Annotated in this window: 19 protein-coding genes; 16 read left to right on the top strand and 3 right to left on the bottom strand. The window is 46.3% G+C overall.

What is annotated here, in order from left to right; translation table 11 throughout:
• The first annotated feature begins 72 nt into the window (after positions 1 to 72).
• From DESLBE_RS12505 to DESLBE_RS12465, 9 genes are all read left to right on the top strand, one after another.
• Complete coding sequence (locus DESLBE_RS12505; protein ID WP_005808336.1) at positions 73 to 732, top strand: Crp/Fnr family transcriptional regulator; 660 nt, start codon at positions 73 to 75, stop codon at positions 730 to 732.
• Positions 733 to 931: 199 nt separating this feature from the next.
• Complete coding sequence (locus DESLBE_RS12500) at positions 932 to 1,432, top strand: 4Fe-4S dicluster domain-containing protein (RefSeq protein ID WP_144677098.1); 501 nt, start codon at positions 932 to 934, stop codon at positions 1,430 to 1,432.
• Positions 1,425 to 3,332 (top strand): anaerobic carbon-monoxide dehydrogenase catalytic subunit, encoded by a 1,908-nt coding sequence (gene cooS, locus DESLBE_RS12495; RefSeq protein WP_005808331.1) that lies wholly within the window; start codon positions 1,425 to 1,427, stop codon positions 3,330 to 3,332. The genes DESLBE_RS12500 and cooS overlap by 8 nt, the downstream gene beginning before the upstream one ends.
• Before the next feature lie 20 nt (positions 3,333 to 3,352).
• Positions 3,353 to 4,621, top strand: coding sequence for an FAD-dependent oxidoreductase (locus tag DESLBE_RS12490; RefSeq protein WP_144677096.1), 1,269 nt, complete (start codon positions 3,353 to 3,355; stop codon positions 4,619 to 4,621).
• 148 nt (positions 4,622 to 4,769) lie between these two features.
• On the top strand, positions 4,770 to 5,756 hold the full coding sequence (locus tag DESLBE_RS12485; protein WP_018214181.1) for an SDR family NAD(P)-dependent oxidoreductase: 987 nt from the start codon (positions 4,770 to 4,772) through the stop codon (positions 5,754 to 5,756).
• A gap of 19 nt (positions 5,757 to 5,775) precedes the next feature.
• Positions 5,776 to 6,465, top strand: a complete 690-nt coding sequence (locus tag DESLBE_RS12480; RefSeq protein WP_005808326.1) for a sugar phosphate nucleotidyltransferase — start codon at positions 5,776 to 5,778, stop codon at positions 6,463 to 6,465.
• 156 nt (positions 6,466 to 6,621) lie between these two features.
• A complete protein-coding gene (locus DESLBE_RS12475; RefSeq protein WP_005808325.1) occupies positions 6,622 to 6,972 on the top strand; it encodes a hypothetical protein in 351 nt (116 codons plus the stop codon).
• A gap of 21 nt (positions 6,973 to 6,993) precedes the next feature.
• Positions 6,994 to 8,589 carry an exosporium glycoprotein BclB-related protein gene (locus DESLBE_RS12470; protein WP_144677094.1) on the top strand — a complete coding sequence of 532 codons (1,596 nt, stop codon included), beginning with the start codon at positions 6,994 to 6,996 and terminating at the stop codon, positions 8,587 to 8,589.
• Between the two features lie 153 nt (positions 8,590 to 8,742).
• Complete coding sequence (locus tag DESLBE_RS12465; protein WP_018214179.1) at positions 8,743 to 9,834, top strand: glycosyltransferase; 1,092 nt, start codon at positions 8,743 to 8,745, stop codon at positions 9,832 to 9,834.
• Between the two features lie 149 nt (positions 9,835 to 9,983).
• Here the strand turns inward: DESLBE_RS12465 and DESLBE_RS12460 are convergent, their stop codons facing one another.
• A complete protein-coding gene (locus tag DESLBE_RS12460; protein ID WP_015943074.1) occupies positions 9,984 to 10,967 on the bottom strand; it encodes a glycosyltransferase family 4 protein in 984 nt (327 codons plus the stop codon).
• Between the two features lie 186 nt (positions 10,968 to 11,153).
• Between DESLBE_RS12460 and DESLBE_RS12455 the strand changes: the two genes are divergently transcribed.
• Positions 11,154 to 11,732, top strand: a complete 579-nt coding sequence (locus DESLBE_RS12455; RefSeq protein WP_005807841.1) for a class I SAM-dependent methyltransferase — start codon at positions 11,154 to 11,156, stop codon at positions 11,730 to 11,732.
• 9 nt (positions 11,733 to 11,741) lie between these two features.
• On the opposite strand, the gene DESLBE_RS12450 is transcribed toward DESLBE_RS12455, so the two are convergent.
• A complete protein-coding gene (locus tag DESLBE_RS12450) occupies positions 11,742 to 12,740 on the bottom strand; it encodes a glycosyltransferase family 4 protein (protein ID WP_015943075.1) in 999 nt (332 codons plus the stop codon).
• A gap of 123 nt (positions 12,741 to 12,863) precedes the next feature.
• Here DESLBE_RS12450 and DESLBE_RS12445 point away from each other — a divergent pair, with 123 nt between their 5' ends.
• From DESLBE_RS12445 to DESLBE_RS12420, 6 genes are all read left to right on the top strand, one after another.
• Complete coding sequence (locus DESLBE_RS12445) at positions 12,864 to 13,901, top strand: UDP binding domain-containing protein (RefSeq protein WP_018214178.1); 1,038 nt, start codon at positions 12,864 to 12,866, stop codon at positions 13,899 to 13,901.
• Between the two features lie 21 nt (positions 13,902 to 13,922).
• Positions 13,923 to 14,843, top strand: coding sequence for an NAD(P)-dependent oxidoreductase (locus DESLBE_RS12440; protein ID WP_011461825.1), 921 nt, complete (start codon positions 13,923 to 13,925; stop codon positions 14,841 to 14,843).
• The gene (locus DESLBE_RS12435) at positions 14,844 to 15,551 is read left to right on the top strand and encodes a glycosyltransferase (RefSeq protein WP_015943077.1); all 708 of its coding nucleotides are present in this window, start codon (positions 14,844 to 14,846) and stop codon (positions 15,549 to 15,551) included.
• Between the two features lie 3 nt (positions 15,552 to 15,554).
• On the top strand, positions 15,555 to 16,274 hold the full coding sequence (locus DESLBE_RS12430) for a YncE family protein (RefSeq protein WP_005807849.1): 720 nt from the start codon (positions 15,555 to 15,557) through the stop codon (positions 16,272 to 16,274).
• Between the two features lie 329 nt (positions 16,275 to 16,603).
• Positions 16,604 to 17,674, top strand: coding sequence for a GerMN domain-containing protein (locus tag DESLBE_RS12425; protein WP_015943078.1), 1,071 nt, complete (start codon positions 16,604 to 16,606; stop codon positions 17,672 to 17,674).
• A gap of 175 nt (positions 17,675 to 17,849) precedes the next feature.
• Positions 17,850 to 19,001 carry a C4-dicarboxylate ABC transporter gene (locus DESLBE_RS12420; protein WP_144677092.1) on the top strand — a complete coding sequence of 384 codons (1,152 nt, stop codon included), beginning with the start codon at positions 17,850 to 17,852 and terminating at the stop codon, positions 18,999 to 19,001.
• Between the two features lie 127 nt (positions 19,002 to 19,128).
• Here DESLBE_RS12420 and DESLBE_RS12415 read toward each other — a convergent pair whose 3' ends face one another.
• Positions 19,129 to 20,010 carry a LysR family transcriptional regulator gene (locus tag DESLBE_RS12415; RefSeq protein ID WP_144677090.1) on the bottom strand — a complete coding sequence of 294 codons (882 nt, stop codon included), beginning with the start codon at positions 20,008 to 20,010 and terminating at the stop codon, positions 19,129 to 19,131.
• Positions 20,011 to 20,303 lie beyond the last annotated feature (293 nt).

Genomic DNA, 20,303 nt, shown 5'->3' with positions numbered 1-20,303 from the left:
CTTTTTAAAATTTCCTAGAAATCTTGTATGAAATCATGTCTTTGGTACACCTGTAGAAGGGATGTGGAGCCAATGTCCAACCCTAAAACAATACCAGATCTTGATCGATTTGCTTTTTTTCACGGATTACCTCCCGCTTTTCTCCAGACCTGGAAAAGAAATTTCAGTAGGATGAGCTTCACAAAGAGGCAAAGATTAGTTTTCCCCTCTTCCTGTTCGGATGTAATTTTCTTTGTTCTTTCTGGCAAGGTGAAAATTGCTTATACATCAGAGGATGGTAAGGAATTCGCTATTGCAATTCTTTCGGCAGGGGAGGTCTATAGCGAACATTCCTTAGCGTTGGCAACAGCCATCGAAAAAACAGAAGTTCTATATGTCAGTATGGCTGACTTTAAAGCTATGATGGATGAATGTCCGGAACTGGCCCGGCATTTGGTCCGCCTTCTGGGTAAAATTCTTCGCCTAACCAATGATTTGATTGTTGATTTAGCTTTTCGTGAGACCTCCTCCCGTCTGGCGCGTGTTTTTCGGCGTACCATGCAGGGTAAAAATGATAATGCTATTTACCTTACCCATGAGGAACTGGCATCTCTTAGCGGAAGTACACGCCAGACGATCAATGAAATCTTACGCCATTGGGAGCAGCAGGGGATTGTGGCTTTGCACCGGGGATATGTGGTGCTATTACTGCCTGAGCGACTATGGGAGAAGATCAGTCATGAATATTCATAATGAAGGGGCTTAGATTAAAAGGTACTGTTTCAGTACCTTTTGTATTTGCATTTGCTTCCCTAATCTGCCGCAAGCGGTATAAATAAAATATTCATATGTTTCAATTTAATGTCGCCAAGCTGACGGTAATTATCTGAATATTGTAATAGTATAGAGTTGTCAGAATTAGCTTGTGTATTTTTAGGTAAGGAGGGATAACGTGAAACAATTACTGGTACGCACAGAGCATTGTCTGGGATGTAAAAGCTGTGAATTGGCCTGTGCTGTGGCTCATTCCCGATCCAAGCAATTGTTTGCAGCAATCTTTGAGCCTGAACGCCCACAAAAAAGAGTCTTTGTGGAGACGGATGGGGAAGTGATTATGCCCCTGCAATGCCGGCAATGTTCAGACACACCTTGTGTTTATGCATGTATGGCTGGGGCCATGAGGATTGATTCTACGACCGGTTTAGTACAGGTTAAGCCGGAAAAATGTGTCGGTTGTTGGATGTGTGTTATGGTCTGTCCCTTCGGGGTTATTACGGAAGGGCCTGACCATCAGGTTGTAAAATGCGATCGTTGTCGGGAGTTAGCTTATGAACCGGCTTGTGTCTCGGCATGTCCGACTAAGGCCCTGCAATTTGTGGAAGTGGATGGATACGCAAGGGAAATACGGAAGTCTTGGATGAACCATCTTAAGGAGGTTGGTAACCATGCTTAATGTACGCAGCATTGATCCGGCGGCCCAGGATCTCTTAAAAAAGGCCCATAGGGATGGAATTGAAACCGTTTGGGATCGCTATGATAAACAACAGCCGCAGTGCGGATTTGGAAGTTTAGGAGTCTGCTGCCGTCACTGTATTCAAGGACCTTGCCGGATCGATCCCTTTGGGCAAGGCCCGGATAAAGGAATTTGCGGCGCTACAGCTGATGTGATCGTGGCTCGGAACTTGCTTCGCCAGGTGGCTGCCGGGGCCGCAGCCCATGTGGATCATGCTTATGATGCCGTGGAAGCTCTAGAGCTGGCGGCCCAAGGCAAAATCGATTATCCTATAGCAGATGCCGGAAAGTTGAAGGCGGTCGCGTCAGGATTAGGAATAGATAGTGAAGGTAAAGAACCTGGTGCGTTAGCTTTGGAAGTGGTTCGTGTAGCCTATGGAGATATGGGAAACCATCATAATCGCCCTATGAAATGGGTGAGTGCCCATGCACCAAAACAACGTCTCGAGGTATGGGAGTCTTTAGGGATCATACCCCGGAATCCGGATCGGGAAATTCGGGAGGCCATGCATCAGACCACTATGGGAATGGATGCAGATCCCGTAAACCTTCTTTTAGCGACGGCTAAACAGGGATTGGTGGATGGCTATGCCGGCCTAAAGCTGGCAACAGATATGCAGGATATTTTATTCGGAACACCGGCTCCTGTGGTGACCGAAGCCAATTTAGGAGTACTTAAAGAGGATTATGTAAACCTGATCGTTCATGGCCATGTTCCCCTTCTTTCCGAAAAAATTGTCCAGTGGGCGAAGACTCTTTCTCCTGAAGCAGAGGCAGTGGGAGCCAAAGGAGTCCAGGTGGCTGGAATCTGCTGCACAGGCAATGAAGTTCTCATGCGTCAAGGAGTTCCTTTGGCTACGAATTACCTTGCTCAAGAATTGGCTATTGTCACCGGGGCAGTGGATGCCATGGTCGTCGATGTCCAATGCATTATGCCCTCCTTGAGCCAAATCTCCTCTTGTTATCATACGGAATTGATCACCACTATGCCGATTGTGAAGATTCCTGGAGCCACTCATGTTCCTTTTGCTCTGGAAAAAGCCGATGAAGCAGCTCAGGAGATCGTTAGGAAGGCCATTGGGGCGTATGCCCGCCGGGATCCCAACAAGGTTCATATACCTGATTATCGGGCAAAGATAATTGCCGGCTTTAGCGTGGAAGCCATTGCAGGCGCTTTGGGCAAGCTGGACCCCGTTCAACCTTTAAAGCCATTAGCGGATAATATTGTTAACGGCAATATCGTTGGTGTCGTGGCTACAGTAGGCTGTAATAATGTCAAGGTGACTCAGGATATCTTTCATGTGGAGATGGTCAAAGAACTTTTGAAGAACAATGTCCTTGTCGTGGCGACCGGCTGCTCCGCCCATGCTTTGGCTAAAGCAGGGATGATGAACTCCGAGGGGACCGAAAGATATGCCGGAAATACCCTCAAAGCTGTTCTCAGGGCCATTGGAGAGGCTGCTGGTCTTGGTGCTCCACTTCCCCCGGTGTTGCACATGGGGAGTTGTGTGGATAATTCCCGCATCGGTGATTTAGTCACAGCACTAGCTAATTATCTCGGTGTGGACTCGGCCGCTTTGCCTGTGGCAGCCAGCGCCCCTGAACCCCAGCATGAAAAGGCTCTCAGCATCGGGACTTGGGCTGTGGCCATGGGAATAACTACTCATTTGGGCGTTATACCTCCTGTCCTGGGCAGCAAGCAGGTGACAGAACTCCTCACTGTAGGTCTTACAGAAGTTATCGGTGGGAAATTCTATGTAGAAACAGAACCTCAAAAAGCTGCTCTGGGGCTTATTGAGGATATTCGGAAGAAACGGCAGGCATTGGGCTTGGATCAATAAGCCTTGGGGAGGAAAAACTTATGAACTATATCATCATCGGTAACAGTGCCGCTGGGCTTTTTGCTGCAGAAGGGCTGCGAAAGGTTGATTCTCAGGGGAAGATAACAGTCCTAACGGCAGATCACTATCCTCCCTACTCCCGGTGTCTGACCACTTATTACTTAGCCGGAGATATCAGAGAAGAACAGCTCTTTCTGCGTACGACCGAGGAACTGGCGCGATTGAATCTTAATACCCATTATAGGGTCAGGGTAACAGGACTTGATCCGGAGGGGCAAAGGGTTAGTACGGCTTCCGGTGAAGTCTTCGACTATGATCGATGTCTGATAGCCACCGGAGCTTCAGCAGTCAGGCTGGATATTGCCGGAGCCGCCTTGCCTGAAGTATTTACCCTGCGTCATCTGGAAAATGCCAAAGCTATCCAAAAGTTCATTAAAAAAGGACGAAAGGCTGTTATTATCGGAGGCGGATTAGTCAGTTTAAAATCAGCCTACGCCTTACGAAAGCAAGGGATGGAAGTCCATGTGATAGTTTCCTCAGGATATATCCTATCCCAAATGCTCAATTCATCGGCAGCTGAAAGGTTGGAGGAACATCTTAAAGATCATGGTATCCATATCAGCCTCAATTCGGATGTAGCTGCCATTAAAGGAAAAGAGCATGTAGAAGCGGTTGAACTTAAATGTGGCAGGATAATTGATACGAATTTAGTAATCATAGGCAAGGGAGTTCAGCCTAATGTTGAGCCATTTCTTAACTCAGGTCTTAAAATAAACCATGGTATCCTGGTCAACGAGTATTTGGAAACCAATCTCCCCCATGTGTACGCAGCAGGGGATGTGGCAGAAACCTGGGACTTTCTTCGGGAATGTCCACGTATCAATGCCGTTTGGCCTAATGCCACGGAACAGGGGAGAGTCGCTGCTTTGAATATGGCCGGTAGAAAAACCATCTATAAGGGTTCTATGGGGATGAATTCAGTGGATTTCTTCGGTTTAAGGATTATCTCAGGGGGAGTCATTACCCCCCTCGCGCATAAGAAGGACATTGAAAATGCTCTTCCTTGGAAAGTAACAGAAGGTCAGGAGAGCTGGTCGAAGCCTTTGGCAAAGGCATCTACCTATCAATCACTGATATGGAAAGGAAATTATCTGAAAGGCTATGTTCTAATCGGGTACCCCGAGCGGGCGGGGCTCCTTACAGCGATGATTCGGACTCAAGAGCCCCTTGCTCCGGAAGTGCAAAGGAATATTGAGGCGGGAAACAGGAAAATAGTGAAGCTTAAGTAACAAAAAGAGTGACATCTGAAGATTTCGGGTGTTGCTCTTTTTCTTACTTAGAAATGTCCTTCTTGCCAATAGCTGAGTATGCAAAAAGTGTCAGATATTCGTGAATAGACATAAGATGTAGAGATACGGTAGAAGGGAGAATGGCCTAATGTGGAAAGGTAAAAAAGTTTTAGTTACAGGTGCAGGTGGCTTTATCGGCAGCCATTTAACTGAGGCTTTAGTCAAAGCAGGAGCCGATGTTCGTGTATTTATACGTTATAATTCCCGTGATGGGCGAGGAAATCTGGAAGATCTGGAGCCTTCACTCCTTAATCAAATTGAAATCATTGCTGGGGATTTGCGTGATGCTGATGTGATCGATCGGGCTGTCAAAGGAAATGATGTGGTTTTTCACTTAGCAGCTTTAGTGGGTATTCCTTACTCCTATAAAAACCCACGTGAAGTGGTTGAGACTAATATTTTTGGTACCTTTAATATTCTTATAGCAGGGCGTGATCATGAGGTAAGCCGGGTTGTAAGTACCTCTACCAGTGAAGTGTATGGTTCCGCTCAATATGTACCCATTGACGAGAATCATCCTCTCCAAGGGCAGTCTCCCTATTCTGCCAGCAAGATCGGGGCGGATAAATTAGCGGAAAGCTTTTATGCTTCCTATAATCTTCCTGTGGCCACGATTCGTCCTTTTAACTGTTACGGACCGAGACAATCAGCCCGGGCAATTATCCCCACTTTAATTACTCAGGCTCTGGCAAGTTCAGAGATTAAGCTTGGTAATCTTGAAGCCAAACGGGATTTTACCTTTGTATCCGATACCGTGGCAGGATTTATGGCGGCCGCGCTTTCACCGAAGGCAGTAGGTAGAGTTATTAATGTGGGCTCTGGTCAGGAAATCTCGATCGGTGAGCTTGCCCAAATTATCCTTGAAACAACCCAAAGCTCTGCTAAGCTGGTCATTGACCAGGAGAGGGTTCGTCCGAGCAAAAGTGAAGTCAATCGACTCTTGGCTGATAGCCGCTTAGCTAAAGAAATTATGGATTGGGAGCCTCAGGTTTCCTTGACAGAAGGAATTCTAAAAACCATGGCCTGGATCGAAAAAAATCTGGATCGTTTTCAGATAGGAAAATACCAAATCTAGCAACGAAGAAGGGGATGCGATGCAAACCATAATATTAGCTGGCGGAAGAGGATCCCGGCTGGATCCTTATAGCCGGATTTTACCCAAACCCCTTTTTCCTATAGGGGATAAGCCCATAGCAGCTATCTTAATTGAGCAGCTTAAAAAAGCTGGAACAGATGAAGTAATTATGTGCTTAGGTTATCTTTCAGATCTATTAAAGACCTATTTTCAGGACGGCAGTGAATTCGGGCTGACTATTCGTTACTCAGTAGAGTCTGAGCCTTTAGGAACAGCAGGCCCGTTAAAAGGAGTCGAGGGTTTGCAGGATAATTTTGTAGTCGTCAATGGAGATGAGTTAACCACTTTGGATTTTCGTGCCCTCTATGAGCACCATAGGGCAGTACAGGCAGATATGACCGTTGCTGTCCAGAAAAAGACCACTCACTCTTCTTTTGGTGTTCTGGAAATTCAAGATGGCCAGGTTATTGCTTATGCGGAGAAGCCAACTCTTAATTACTGGGCTAGCATGGGAATCTATGTGATCAATAAAGATATCCTTTCTTATATCCCGGACAATGAAAAATATGACATGCCCAATTTGGTTCAGTGCCTTATCCAAAATGGAGCGAAGGTCAGCAGCTATGAGAGCCAGGATCTTTGGTTTGATATCGGAACCCTAGGCGATTTAGAAAAAGCCAAAGAGCAATTGGAGAAGTTTAAGTTCTAAAAAGAGCAGGAGTTCCTTTTTCTCAAAGGTATTGAGGATTACTTCGTTATGCTCAGCATACCAGAATTAAAATTATAAACATTTTTTTCCAAAAAAGGTAACCCATAAAGGACAAGAGCCATAAGATAGAGTGAAGTTAAATTAAGGAGGTGTAACATGGCTTTTTTAACGACGGGTTTGATCGATAATACTCCTGTTTTCGGAGTTCGGCCAAGTTCCTCCCTTTCTGTTTTGGTCACGAACAATGTTGATACTTTAGAATCGGTGCTGCTGAGAGGTTATTACCTGAGTGGTAACACGAAAATATTGTATGTGGAAGAGTTGTTCAACATTGGACCGGCAGAAGTTGTGTTAAGGAACTATTTCGCAGACTTTGACGGAATTGAGTTCCAATTCATTGTCAGTTCCCAGGGTGTCAATGCGACCCTATGGGGGAAAGATGCGGAGGGAAATTTGCAGACGGCGCATAGAGTCGTCGCTCAAGAACTAGATGAATTGGATATTTGAAAAAAGTAAGGAGATGTTGGGATGGCAGAGTTAACCACCGGTTTGATAGACAATTTTCCGGTTAATGGGGTGCGCCCCTCAGTATCGGTAGCCATTAGAATTACCAATGATGGTGATTCAGTAGAGATGGTTGAAATAATAGGCTATTATCTCAATGGCCTCTTCAAAGAGGTATATGTTTTAGAAGAGCTTAGCATTATTCCCGGTGAGGTTGTGCTTAGGGAGTATTTTGCTGATTTAGATGCCTTCGAATTTGTATTCTCCACAAGCTCCGAAACGGTAGTCATATCAGTTTGGGGTAAGGATGCTGAAGGAAATTTGGTGGATGCTCATCGGGTACTCCCGGTGAGTTGGATTCACGGAGAACCGGTAATAGGAACCACCGAGAGACGACAGAGAGAGCCACAGGAGACACAGGAGCTACCGGTGCAACGGGAGCCACGGGGACGAGGGCCACAGGGAGCACAACGGGAGCCACGGGAGATACCAGGAGCAACGGGAGCCACGGAGACACGGGGCCACCGGTGCAACGGGAGCCACAGGAGACACAGGAGCCACCGGTGCAACGGGAGCTACAGGAGACACAGGAGCCACCGGTGCAACGGGAGCCACGGGGACACAGGGGCCACCGGTGCAACGGGAGTAACGGGAGACACAGGAGCCACCGGTGCAACGGGAGCCACGGGAGACACAGGAGCCACCGGAGCAACGGGAGCCACAGGAGACACCGGAGCCACCGGAGCAACGGGAGCCACAGGAGACACAGGAGCCACCGGAGCAACGGGAGCCACAGGAGACACAGGAGCCACCGGAGCAACGGGAGCCACAGGAGACACAGGAGCCACCGGAGCAACGGGAGCTACAGGAGACACAGGAGCCACCGGAGCAACGGGAGCTACAGGAGACACAGGAGCCACCGGTGCAACGGGAGCCACAGGAGATACAGGAGCCACCGGAGCAACGGGAGCCACAGGAGCCACCGGAGCAACGGGAGCCACAGGAGACACAGGGGCCACCGGTGCAACGGGAGCAACGGGAGACACAGGAGCCACCGGTGCAACGGGAGCTACAGGAGCAACCGGAGCCACAGGTGAGACCGGAGCAACCGGGGCTACTGGCGGTGGAGCCGTTATTCCGTTCTCATCAGGAGATCCCCTGGCAGTCACCACTCTTGCGGGTGGACTCGTAGGTCTGCCTGGATTGATCGGATTCGGGTCCTCCGCCCAAGCGTTGACGGTTCTGGGTGCCACTATTGATCTCAGCGGCCAGACCAATTATGCATTTTCCATGCCACGGGACGGTGTGATCACGTCACTGGCCGCATATCTCAGTGCAACAGCTGCGCTGGCGTTACTTGCCCCTTTGACCTACACCGTTCAGCTGTACAGCTCACCGTCTCCGGATGATGTTTTCAGCCCCGTGCCAGGAGCTGTGGTCGACATTACAATTACCGGTCCGATCGCCGTTGGGGATACCTTTAATGGAATTGCGACGGGTCTGAGCATCCCAGTCACCGGGCAAACGCGTCTGCTTCTCGTGGCCAGCGTCACTGGAGGTGGCCTTGTAGCAGGAGGAACGGTTGCGGGATATGTCAGCGCGGGCCTTGGCATAGAATAAAATCAGATAGTTATGCTTTTTCGCATCGGCAGCCGGAACTCAATTGAGCCTGCTTAAACTTGACTAAGACGCTGACAGTGGTAGAAAAGGGAATCCAATAAGCGGATTCCCTTTTTATCTAAAAGGGGATTGTATCGTTAGGGGAGGAGAAATATGCCTGAAAACCCTATTTCTATCAGCTTGTGCATGATCGTGCGTAATGAGGAAAAGACAATTGCGCGCTGTTTAGATTCTGTATGCGATATTGCCGACGAAATCATTATTGTGGACACGGGTTCTACAGATCGCACTAAGGAAATTGTGGCCAGGTACACGGATAAAATTTTCGACTTTGCCTGGATCGATGATTTCGCGGCAGCCCGGAATTATGCCTTTAGCCTTGGGACAAAAGAGTATCTTCTTTGGTTGGATGCAGATGATGTCATCTTAGAGTCGGACCGCCTTAAATTTCATGATTTAAAAAAAAACTTAAACCCTTCCATTGATGTGGTGAATATGCATTACCTGCTGGCTTTTGACTCATCAGAAAATCCAACATTCACGCTGAGAAGGAACCGGTTAGTTCGGCGAGGCAAGAATTTTCGCTGGAAAGGGGCAGTTCATGAGTATCTAGAGGTCAGTGGCAACATTATGAATAGTGATATTGCCATAGCTCATAAATCTGAGGAGCATGATTCTGAGCGCAATTTGCGCATTTATGAAAAGCGTTTGGAACAAGGTGAAGAATTTTCACCAAGAGATCTTTATTATTTTGCCAACGAACTTTATGACCATAAGCAATATGAAAAGGCTGTCGAGTATTATAAAAAATTCCTTAATACGGAGAAGGGATGGGTAGAAGATAATATATCCGCTTGCGGAAAACTAGCCGATATCTATAAACTACTGGGAGATTCGGCCAATGCCCAAGCCTACCTCTATAAATCTTTTGATTATGATACCCCCAGAGCAGAATTCTGCTGCCGAATTGGTTTTAATCACTTGAATGCAGGGAAATACCAGCAGGCAATTTTCTGGTATAAACTTGCGTCAGAACTTGAAAAGCCGACGAATAGTTGGGGACCTAAGAGTGAAGCCTGTTGGACCTATTTACCTCATCTGCAGCTTTGTGTTTGCTATGATCGGCTGGGCATGCACGAGCTTGCCTACAAGCACAACGAAATCGCCAGAGATTATCGTCCGGACAACCCCCAAATTCTTCATAATAAAAAATATTTAGAGGGAGTATTAGGCTTGAAGGGATAGGGAAGAATGGGTCACTATTAAGCTCCAGGGGGGCATCGCTGGGCTACTTAAAGTAGCCGGCGATGCTCCTTTTTCGTATCTTAAACTAACCTATCCCATAAAAAAGGGGCCGGCCTGTGGGGCAGCCCCTTAGGGTCAAAACTATCAGCCTAAAGACTCAACAAAAAGGCCTCCACCTGATCAGCAGTCCGTTGCCAGGTCCAAGCTTGGGCAAAGGCAAACCCCGCAGAAGCCAGACGTTGACGTTCTCCATCTTGGGTTAGAAGCAGATGAAGTGCTTGTTGAAGCTGATTAATGTCACTGGGGGGAACAACCAGGCAGTTTTCGCCATTATGAGCATAATCCCGGCTTCCCCCACAGTCTGTGGTGATGACTGCTGTCCCGCAGGCCATGGCTTCAAGGGGAGGTAAACCGAAGGCTTCAAAATAAGAATTGTAGACAAAAAGATCGGCTTCGCCATAGAGAGCGGCCATTTCTTGGTCGCTGGCAGCATAGACAGTACGGCAGGGGAATGAACCTGTAAGCTGCGTCGCTTCAGTAAGGGTTACAGTAACCTCAAAATCAAGACCCTTCAAAAGTGAGAGGGCATTGAAAAAATCCTCTCCTCCTTTCCAGATATACCCTAAAGCAGGATTGCGCAGGATATAAAAAATATTTTTACGACCTGTCTGGGAAGAGCGCTTGGGACAAGGGCGGAAAAGATGGTGATCCACACCACAGGAAATGACGGTGCTGTTCCTGCCGGTTTCTTGGAGGATCAGCTGACGATGCCATTGGGAGATACTTAAGATTGGCGCATCAATGAGATAGCTTTGTTTGGCTGATTCTGTGTCAGGAACCCAGAGAGGTTCATAACCAAGACTTAGGCGAACAACCTTTCCTTTTTGAGAAGCCCATGCCGCTCCAACGGTGGTATAAAAGTTGGGTAGGATAAAATCGCCATAGGGAATATTGGCCGGACTTAATTCAGGCACACGGGTTAATTTCGCACGCAGGGGCCAGACCTGGGCCCCTTTACTGGGCATGATAACTTCAACATCATGTCCTTTATCCGTGAGGGCATTAGCCAGATGATACAGGAAACGAGCTCCTCCGCCCATCTCAAGGCTCATTACCGGTAAAATTATTTTCATCTTAGGTCCTCCTTATTTTAAGTGATAAAGACGAAGGGAGAAATTTGGGGCAGATTGATTCTAAGTGAATACCATATAAAGTAAGCTCTATAGACAAGTAGACCAGCCATCGTTGCAGTTTATTGCAACCAGCGAGCATTGTTGACAACAAAGTAACGGAAAAAAGCAAGGGAAGGATGTTTTGGAATGTCGGTAAAAATTGTTCATCACAAAAATTTTTTGGGAATGATAAAGGAGCTCATGAAAGATGCTCAATCCGTATTAGATATTGGCTGCGGAGTAGGTGCAACCCTGAAGGATTTTCCTTGCCCCATTAAGATTGGTGTAGACGCACATGGACCCTATCTTGAGAAAGCCAGGTTGGCTACCTCCTTTTTACCCATAAAATATGAGGCCCAGCGCATTGGGGAAATTTTTCTAGCCAAATCCGTTGATTGTGTCTCCATGATCGATGTGATTGAACACATGGAGAAGGGTGTGGGGTATGAAGTTCTGGCGCAGGCGGAAAGAATTGCCGTGAAAAGAGTCATTGTCTTTACCCCTCGGGGCTTCTTTAAACAAAAAGCGGAGGATCACTACGGTTTAGGTGGGGAAAGCTTTCAAGAGCATCGCTCCGGTTGGGAAATAGAAGATTTTACCCAGAGGGGCTATCAGGTTATAGTTTTCAATCAGTTTCATGACCAGAGCAACCTGGCCTTTGTAGAGTCTTACGGGAAGGATGCTAAGCCCATGGATGCCTTATTGGCATGGAAAGAGCTCCGTTAAGTCTCCTCATTAATTGCGGCTAAGCTGAAAGAGAAATTGCTCCAGGCGATCCGCAGAGTGTCGCCAAGTCCAGGCCTGGGCAGTATGCTGTCCGGCTTGGGCCAGACGCTGACGCTCCTGTGCTTGAGTTAGGAGATGAAGCAAGGACTGGGAGAGCTGCTGAATATCGCTGGGGGGAACGACAAGGCAGTTCTCCCCATTTTTTGCATAGTCACGATTTCCACCATTGTCTGTGGTAACCACGGCAGTACCACAAGCCATGGCTTCCAGTGGGGGCATGGCAAAAGCTTCAAAATAGGAGGTGGAAACAAAAATATCCGCCTGAGCATAGAAAAGTGCCAACTCCGCATCTGTCGTCGCCACGATTGGCTGGTAGGGGACAGGGGATGGATAAGCCGCCCCTTCCGGTGCTACTATCTGGAGGGTAAAGTGGGGAAAGCTTTGGGCAGTGATCCGGATGGCTTCCCAAAAATCATCGCTCCCTTTCCAAGTGTAGCCGTGCTCTTTGGAACGAAGGATATAGGCAATGGTAGGTCCCGTGTTGGCCATAAGGGATTTTTTGGGATGGGGGTGGAAAAGACTAAGATCGACACCGCCTGGTATGATGGTGCTGTCCCGGCCGGTTTCCTGGCGAATAATCTGCCGATGCCACTGGGATATAGAAAGGATGGGAGCATCAATATGGTAGGTGGCTAAGGCGTTTTCCTTTTCCTTGACCCATAGGGGTTCAAAGCCGAGGCTAAGGCGAACTACCCGGCCCTTTTGGGCCCCCCAGGCGGGGAAGACCGTTGGCCAGAAATTAGGCAGAATAAAATCGCCGGCAGGGATAGTGGCTGGTGTCAGCTCCCTGACCCGGGTGATCTGGGTTCGAAGAGGCCAGGCCACTACAGCGTGTTCCGGCAGAACTATTTCCACGTGATGCCCTTTAGCTGCCATTTCATTGGCAATTTGATAGATAAAACGGGTTCCCCCGGTTTCCAAACTCAATACAGGAATAACCAATTTCATAGTTCAATCCTCCTTCACCCTTTAGTGTATGTCATAAGAGTTGACGAGGTGGCAAAAACAGTGTCAAGAAGAGACGTAATTCCATAACATGTAATATGACCTTTAGGGGAAGGATGACTAAATATGAAAATTGCTGTCGTAGGATTAGGTAATATAGGTTTTAATCTCTTTTCGTATATCAATAAGAAATACCCGAATTCCGTAGTTGGAGTGGATATTGATGCCGGCCGGGTCAATGATTTACGCAGTCAGGGTTATCGAGTGACCACAGATTATCGGGCACTGACCGGCATCGATATCTGGCTGTTGGCGCCGTCCACTGGTGACCAAGGCGAAAATCTCTTCGCTGCTTTAGGGGAAATGATCATTTGTCCTGGAGCGTTAATTTCCATTGAATCCACTTTACCGCCAGGGACCATGGAACTTGTCCGCAAGTATCTGGAAGGGAAAGGTTATCGCTGCGGACAGGATGTTTATTTAATTCATGTGCCTCATCGGGTCATGTTTGGGGTCGATGAGACAGTCTGCGATACACCAAGAGTCATGGGTGCTTTCACCCAGGCCTGCCGGGATAAGGGGAGACAGTTCTATGAACCTTTGGTACCGCAGCTTGTGGAAGTAGAGGATGTTCGGATTGCCGAACTATCTAAAGTGGTCGAAAATGTTAAGCGCTATGTGGATGTAGCCTTTGCCCAGGAGCTCTATCAGTATTGTAAAGATCAGGGAATGGACTTTGCAGAATTGAGAAAAGCAGTCAATAGTAAAAGCAATGTAGAACTCCTCGGGACTGATTGGGGTATCGGTGGGGAATGTCTGCCTAAAGATATGCGCTTTCTTCGGAAAGTCTGCCCTTCGCCTTTGCTTGAGGGAGCGGCAATAGCGGACCAGGAATATCGGGACAGAATTCTGCAGCAGGTAGGCACCCATCAAAATGTCCTAATTAAAGGCTTAAGCTATAAAGCAGGAGTTAAAGATCTTAAGCATAGCCGTGGAGTGGATCTGGTCCGGGCCTTGGAAGAAGCGGGGAATACCGTATGGGTAGTGGATCCTCTGTTCACGCCCGAAGAACTGGAAGCCTCCGGCTTTAAAACCGTGGAAAAGTTTGACGAGGCAGACCTCCAGGGTTGGATTGTCCTGGAGCGGGAAAAGGCCTTGAAATAAGTGAAAAGAGGAGCAGTGAGAATGGCAAAGGTTTTGGTTACAGGGAGTAAAGGAACTCTGGGTACCCGTTTGGTAGAGGAACTTAGGAAACGGGGACATGAAGTATGGGAAGTGGACCTACAGCATGATGCTGAGGAAAAATATTTCAGAGCAGATATTGCCAAATACCGGCAATTAGAACGGGTATTTGAACAGGATTACGATTATGTCTATCATTTAGCTGCAGAGTTTGGTCGCATTAATGGTGAGCATTATTATGATACCCTTTGGGAAACCAACGTGATTGGAACACGTAATATATTGGAATGGCAATTGAAAAAGGGCTTTAAACTCATCTTTACCAGTTCTTCTGAAATCTATGGTGAAGCTCAGGAGCCTCTATTAACAGAAGATCTCCCTCAGCAAAAAACTATCATTCAGCATAATGACTACGCTTTAACAAAATGGGCAAATGAAGTGCAAATCATTAATTTTGAAAAAAGATACGAAACTCCGATCGTTCGGCTGCGGCTTTTTAATGCTTATGGGCCAGGGGAATATTACCACCCCTACCGCAGTGTAGTCTGCCTCTTCGTCTATCGTGCTCTTAAAGGAATACCCTATGATGTCTATGAAGGGTATCATCGTGTGTTTATGTATGTGGATGATCTTATTCCGACCATTGCCAATGTGGGTAATAACTTTAAACCTGGTGAAGTCTATAATATCGGGGGGACAGAGTATCGCAGCGTCAGAGAACTCAGTGATCTGGTGCTCAAATATACTCAGGGAGATCCGGGATTGATTAGATATCTTCCTGAAGACAAGCACAATACAGTGAGTAAGCGGCCGGATATTCAGAAAGCTGTAAGAGATTTGGGCCACAATCCGAAGATGCTGTTGGAAGAAGGCATTCCCATTACGGTAGAATGGATGAAGAAAATCTATGGGGAGGGACGCTAAATGTCCATGCCCAAAGTGAGTGTGGTTATCCCCACCTATAATCACGCTCGCTATGTGACCTGGGCTGTGGAAAGTGTCCTTCGACAAAAGTATCCTAGTTTAGAAATCATTGTTATTGATGATGGATCCACAGATGATACAGCCCAACGTCTTCAGCCTTATCAAAGTCGAATTAATTATATTTATAAGTCCAATGGCGGGACACCCAATGCCCTTAACCATGGACTCCAGCGGGCTACAGGTGAATATATCTGCTGGCTGAGCGCTGATGACATGTTTTTAAAGGGGAAGCTGGAGAAACAGGTTCAATTGATGGAAGCTAATCCGCAGGTGGGTTTTTGCTATACAAGTTTTATTGTTATTGATGAAAATGGGCTGAAAAAATATGCAGCAGACTCAGAGTTTTATCCCGCGCGTCAAGAACTGGTAGTTAATTTGCTCAGGGGATGCTTTATCAATGGTTCATCTGTTATGATGAGGCGCACTGCTCTTGAACGGGTAGGATATTTTGATGAAGGGTTGCCTCAGGCCCATGACTATGAATTGTGGTTCCGTTTTCTTCGTCATTTCCCCGCCGGCTATATCCGAGAGCCGCTCATAGCCTATCGGTGGCATGGAGAAAATATGAGCCTTCATCCTGATAATGAATGTATTCGTATCGTTCAGCAGAGAGCAAGAGAGCTTTTCCCTGAATGGTTAGGGGGATAGACTATGGCGATATTGACGACAGGAGTCATTGAGAATCCGACTGTGGCGGGGCAAAAACAGACCGCAACACTTTCTGTAAGGTATCGCAATACCGGCCACCTACCGGCAGTGATTCAAATCTGGGGCTATTATCTGCAGGGAAGTAATAAAGTAGAGTATGTGGTTGATTCCATTACTTTAGCTTCCGGTGTGGTCAAGGACACCCAACACTATGCCCAGTTTGATGCTCTGGAATTTCGCTTCATGATCACTTCGCAAGATGTGAAATTAAAAGTCTGGGGAAAAAACGTCTCAGGAACAATGACCGCAATTTATCCCGTACGCCCGGTTGATCCTATATCTTCAGGGCAAATTCATGAACAGGGAAAAAAAGCCACGGAAAATCAGCTCTATGCTATCCATCCGGAAAGAAATTCCGTGGACGTCCTGGATAAATCGACCCGGGCACCTATCATGACCATTCCTGTAGGTATCAATCCTCAGGGAATGGGCATCAACCCTCTTACCGGTCGGGTTTACGTCTCTAATCATGGAAGCAACACAGTCACAGTAATCGATGGAAGCACGAATACTGTAATCGCTACGGTGCTTGTAGGAGCTTCACCTGCGGAGATTCGGGTGGATTCTAAGTCCAATCGAATCTATGTCACCAACCAGGGGAGCGGAACAGTTTCTGTCATCAATGGAACCACTCATACGGTGATGTCCACTCTCAAAAAATAAACCAGATGGATAGATAATGGGTAGATAAAGGAAATCAGCAAAATTAAATGAAGATGGGCAGGGCATTGAAAAGGCTTTGGACCTTCCAATGCCCTTTTTATTTTATATTATCATCGCAGTTATGCCGTTTTGATTCTATGTATCAGATTTGCACGCTGATTTAAGTCTATTGATATATGGAGGAACCGATGTAAGAATCCACTAGATATGAAAATAGAGTAAAGATAGTCAAAGCTCAACTGCATGGTTATAATAAGAGGAGTATTAGAATGAGATGAGTCCCATGTTAAGATGATACAATAATGGGCATAAACAAGGAGGTTGCAATCATGAAAAAGCGCACCTTAATGATGGGAGTATTTTCTGTTCTCTTATCGCTGATCTTCTTAGGAGGGTGTGGTACCAATCAGAACAATCCCCCTAATGAACCGCCAAATAACAGTGAACAGCCGGCACAAGAGGATATGCTCGCGAATTGCCTTGCTTATCAGGAGAACACCAAATACGTGTATGAAGGACAGGGCAATGAATATGCCTCCTTTACCACCTATGTGGATTACTTCAAAGGAGACAAGGTGCAGTTGAGGACGAACAACGGAGGGACAGAGACAGTTCGCGTGCTGGGGCTCAACGCCGGTCAGATGATACAGCTTTTAGCCCAAGGAGAAACCTATTACCGGGAGGATCTGACCCAGAGCTCCAAACTTAACAGCAATGGGGAAGTTCTTCTGAAAGAGCCCTTAACTAAAGGTACATCCTGGACCTTGGCAGATAACCGTAAGCGCACCATCACTAATGTGGATATGGACCTTTCAACTCCTGCCGGAGCCTACAAAGTGATAGAAGTGACGACAGAGGGTAAGGATAATACAATTATGGACTACTATGCTCCCGGTGTAGGGCTGGTGAAAACGGTGTATAAAGGCTCCGACGGCTATGAAGTGACTTCCACCTTAAGCAAATTAGAAAAGAACACACCTTTGGTACAACAAGTCAAGATCTATTATCCCAATATCGATGACGGAAAAATTCATACTACAAATATTCCTTTATCCTTTAAGACCAACGATATTACCAAACAGATCTTTGAAGATGAGTTTAAAAAGCAGGCGGCCAATCATGGCAAACTCATTGGCGAGAATGTCAAAATCAAGAGCCTTTATCTTAATCAGGATGGCCGGGTCTATGTGGACTTTACTAAGAATTTTGTCACCGAAATGAATGCAGGCGCAGGATATGAAGGAATGATCCTGCAAAGTATTGTCAATACATTAGGCAATTATTATGGGGCTTCGGAAATCTACCTTACCATGGAAGGGGAACCCTACGCATCAGGGCATATTGAGATGAAGAAGGGCGAGTTTTTCAAGGTGAACATGGATAATGTAGTGGAAGGATAATGCTAAAAGCTGCTACCCCTGAGAGTTCAGGCGGAATTAAATCTGCCTGGACTTTCTCTTTAGCTTAGCAGACCTTATTTAGGTATCTTGAGTCTTGTACTAAGAGTGGTTTTATGGTCTAATAAATGCATGACTATTTTAGTGAAACGCTGTTTCGAAAAGGGGGAGCGCTTAAGTGCTTGAACGTCATCCGATTAAATATTTAGCTCCTGCCTGGTTTGCAGTAATCATGGGTACAGGAGGTCTGGCCAATATACTTTTTCTATGGCAGGATTCATTTCCGTTGGGACATCTTTTCAGTATAATATTAGCTGCTTTAGTAGGTCTGCTCTATTTCTGTGTGCTTGTACCCTGGGTGATCCGTTGGTTTAAGTATTTTCCTTACGCTTACCGTGATCTGAATCATCCTTTGGCAGGAAACTTTTTTGTGACCATGCCTGTAGGTACGGCAATTTTGGGAACCAATATCTATCTCATCTGGAGCAAGTATCTTAGTGAGACCCTGACCTATTCCTTGATGTTCACCTTTTGGATCATTGCTATTATCGGGGTTACTTTCTTTACCTTTTACACCACCTTTAGAATGATGCGGGCGGAAGAGACACCCAAGCCGGAGATGGTTAATTTTTCTTGGATTATGGCTCCTATAGCCAATATGGCCGTTTCCCTGATTGGCAATCCTGTGCTGGAGCTTACCATGAAACTTCATCCTTCCTGGAGTGTATCCGTTCTCCTTATCAATACAGCCTTATTCGGGATCGGCTTTTTTCTTTTTATCTTTATGAGCGCTATTGTCTTCGTCCGTTTGGCCAATCATCCACTTCCCCCTGCAGAGACCATACCCTCTTTCGGAATTTTTCTCAGTGCGGTAGGGCTGGCGGTCAGCGCGATTATTGATGCTTCAAAGAATGCTCAAGAGCTGGGGCTTTTAGCTTCCACGGATTTGGCCAACCTTATTGCTGCGGTCATATGGGGGTTTGGTATTTGGATCGTAGGCATTATTGCAATTATCAGTGTACACCAGCTTCGTAAGGGCGGGATTCCCTTTAGTATGGGCTGGTGGGCCTATATCTTCCCCTTGGCAGCCTACACTATATGCAGTCAAAAAATTGCTGTGGTATTCATTACTCCACTTGCTTCAGGTTATACAGCGTTTCTGACGGTTCTCCTTGTGCTTCTTTGGGTGTATACATTTGCGAACACAGTTCGTGGTGCGGTCAGCGGTAAATTTTTCGTTGGAACTCCTATTCAGGAGAATTTGCAAAGAGAAAAATGTCCATCGGCCTGTAAGAATGATTATGGTCAATCAGCCTTTCCTTTAAAATAAAGCGTTGGTTCCTTATCTTTATCAGCTAATTACAATAAAAGTACGGGACAAAGGTTTATTGTACCTTGCTCCCGTACTTTTATTGTAATTAAGAAAAGGTAGGGTGAATGGGTGAATCACCAATACATTAAAGAAAGTGCTTTTCTTTTAAAAAGGTCAATAATTCATGAGCGGCACGGGGAAGATAGCGTCCTTTCTTCCAAACCAAAGCCAGTTGCAGGCATAAGTTCGAGTCTGAAAAGGGTCGGTAAATGATGGTTTCAGAGTTAAGAACCTGGCAGATCTTCGTAGGCAAAAGGGCCAGACCAAGCTTAGCGGCCACCATCTGGGTCATTAATTCACGCTGGGAGGTTGCAAAGGCGATTTCTGGATTAATACCGGCCTTTTTGCATCCAGCAATAATAATATCATGGAGCTTATAGTCGCTGTTGTATAGAATCAGTTGTTCTCCGGCAAAGTCTTTGTAATCGATACATTCCCTCAGAGCCAAAGGATGATTAGGGTGCATAATGACGCTAAGGGGGTCTTGCTCGAACCAAATCCATTCAAAGAGTTCCGGATCTTCCGGTGTAAAAATGCCGAAGTCCAGCAAACCATCTTCAAGAGAGGCTTCAATCTTTTTAGGGCCATATTCGAAGAGCTGAACTTGAATCTTAGGATACTCGCTTTTAAAAGCACCGAGCATATGGGAGAAGGTGGTGACGGCAGTAATAGGAGGGAGTCCGATGTGGATCTTTCCTGTTTGCAGTTGGGCCAAGCCTTCTAACTGAGTGTTGATATTTCTAAAGGCTGCCACAATTTGTTGTGCTTGCTCAAGAACGAGTTCCCCGGCGTCGGTCAGTTTTACATATTTGGTACTGCGATAGAACAGTGCTTTTCCCAGCTCTGTCTCCAGATCCTTGATGGCTTTACTGATTGAGGGCTGGGAGGTATGGGTTACCTCAGCTGCGACGCTGAAACTTTTGTGACGTGCAACCTCGATGAAATATTCTAAATGCCGTATTTCCATTTATCCATCCACCTTTGTATTTATTCGTTGTCTGAATATATCGTATTCGCAACGAGTATTTCACATCTTCAGATTGGATAATTAAAATGGGAAATAGAAGTGTGAAGAGTCTGAAGAGTAGATTCTTGAGATTGGATACCTTTTAAGTATAAGGCAAATTTCTGATATCTTCCAGACTTAGTAAAATTCCGGCACTCCTGAAAGGGTTATGTATATGCTAATGTCTACTTTCAGTGCTTTCCAAGAGGGCAAAAAGAGAAGAAATAAGAGAAGAGATAAATAAAGACGTGAAT

Source organism: Desulfitobacterium sp. LBE (genome assembly GCF_007830365.1).
GTDB classification, from domain to species: domain Bacteria; phylum Bacillota; class Desulfitobacteriia; order Desulfitobacteriales; family Desulfitobacteriaceae; genus Desulfitobacterium; species Desulfitobacterium hafniense.
The sequence above is the reverse complement of the archived record's forward strand: the minus strand, read 5'-3'. Positions and strand labels throughout refer to the sequence as shown.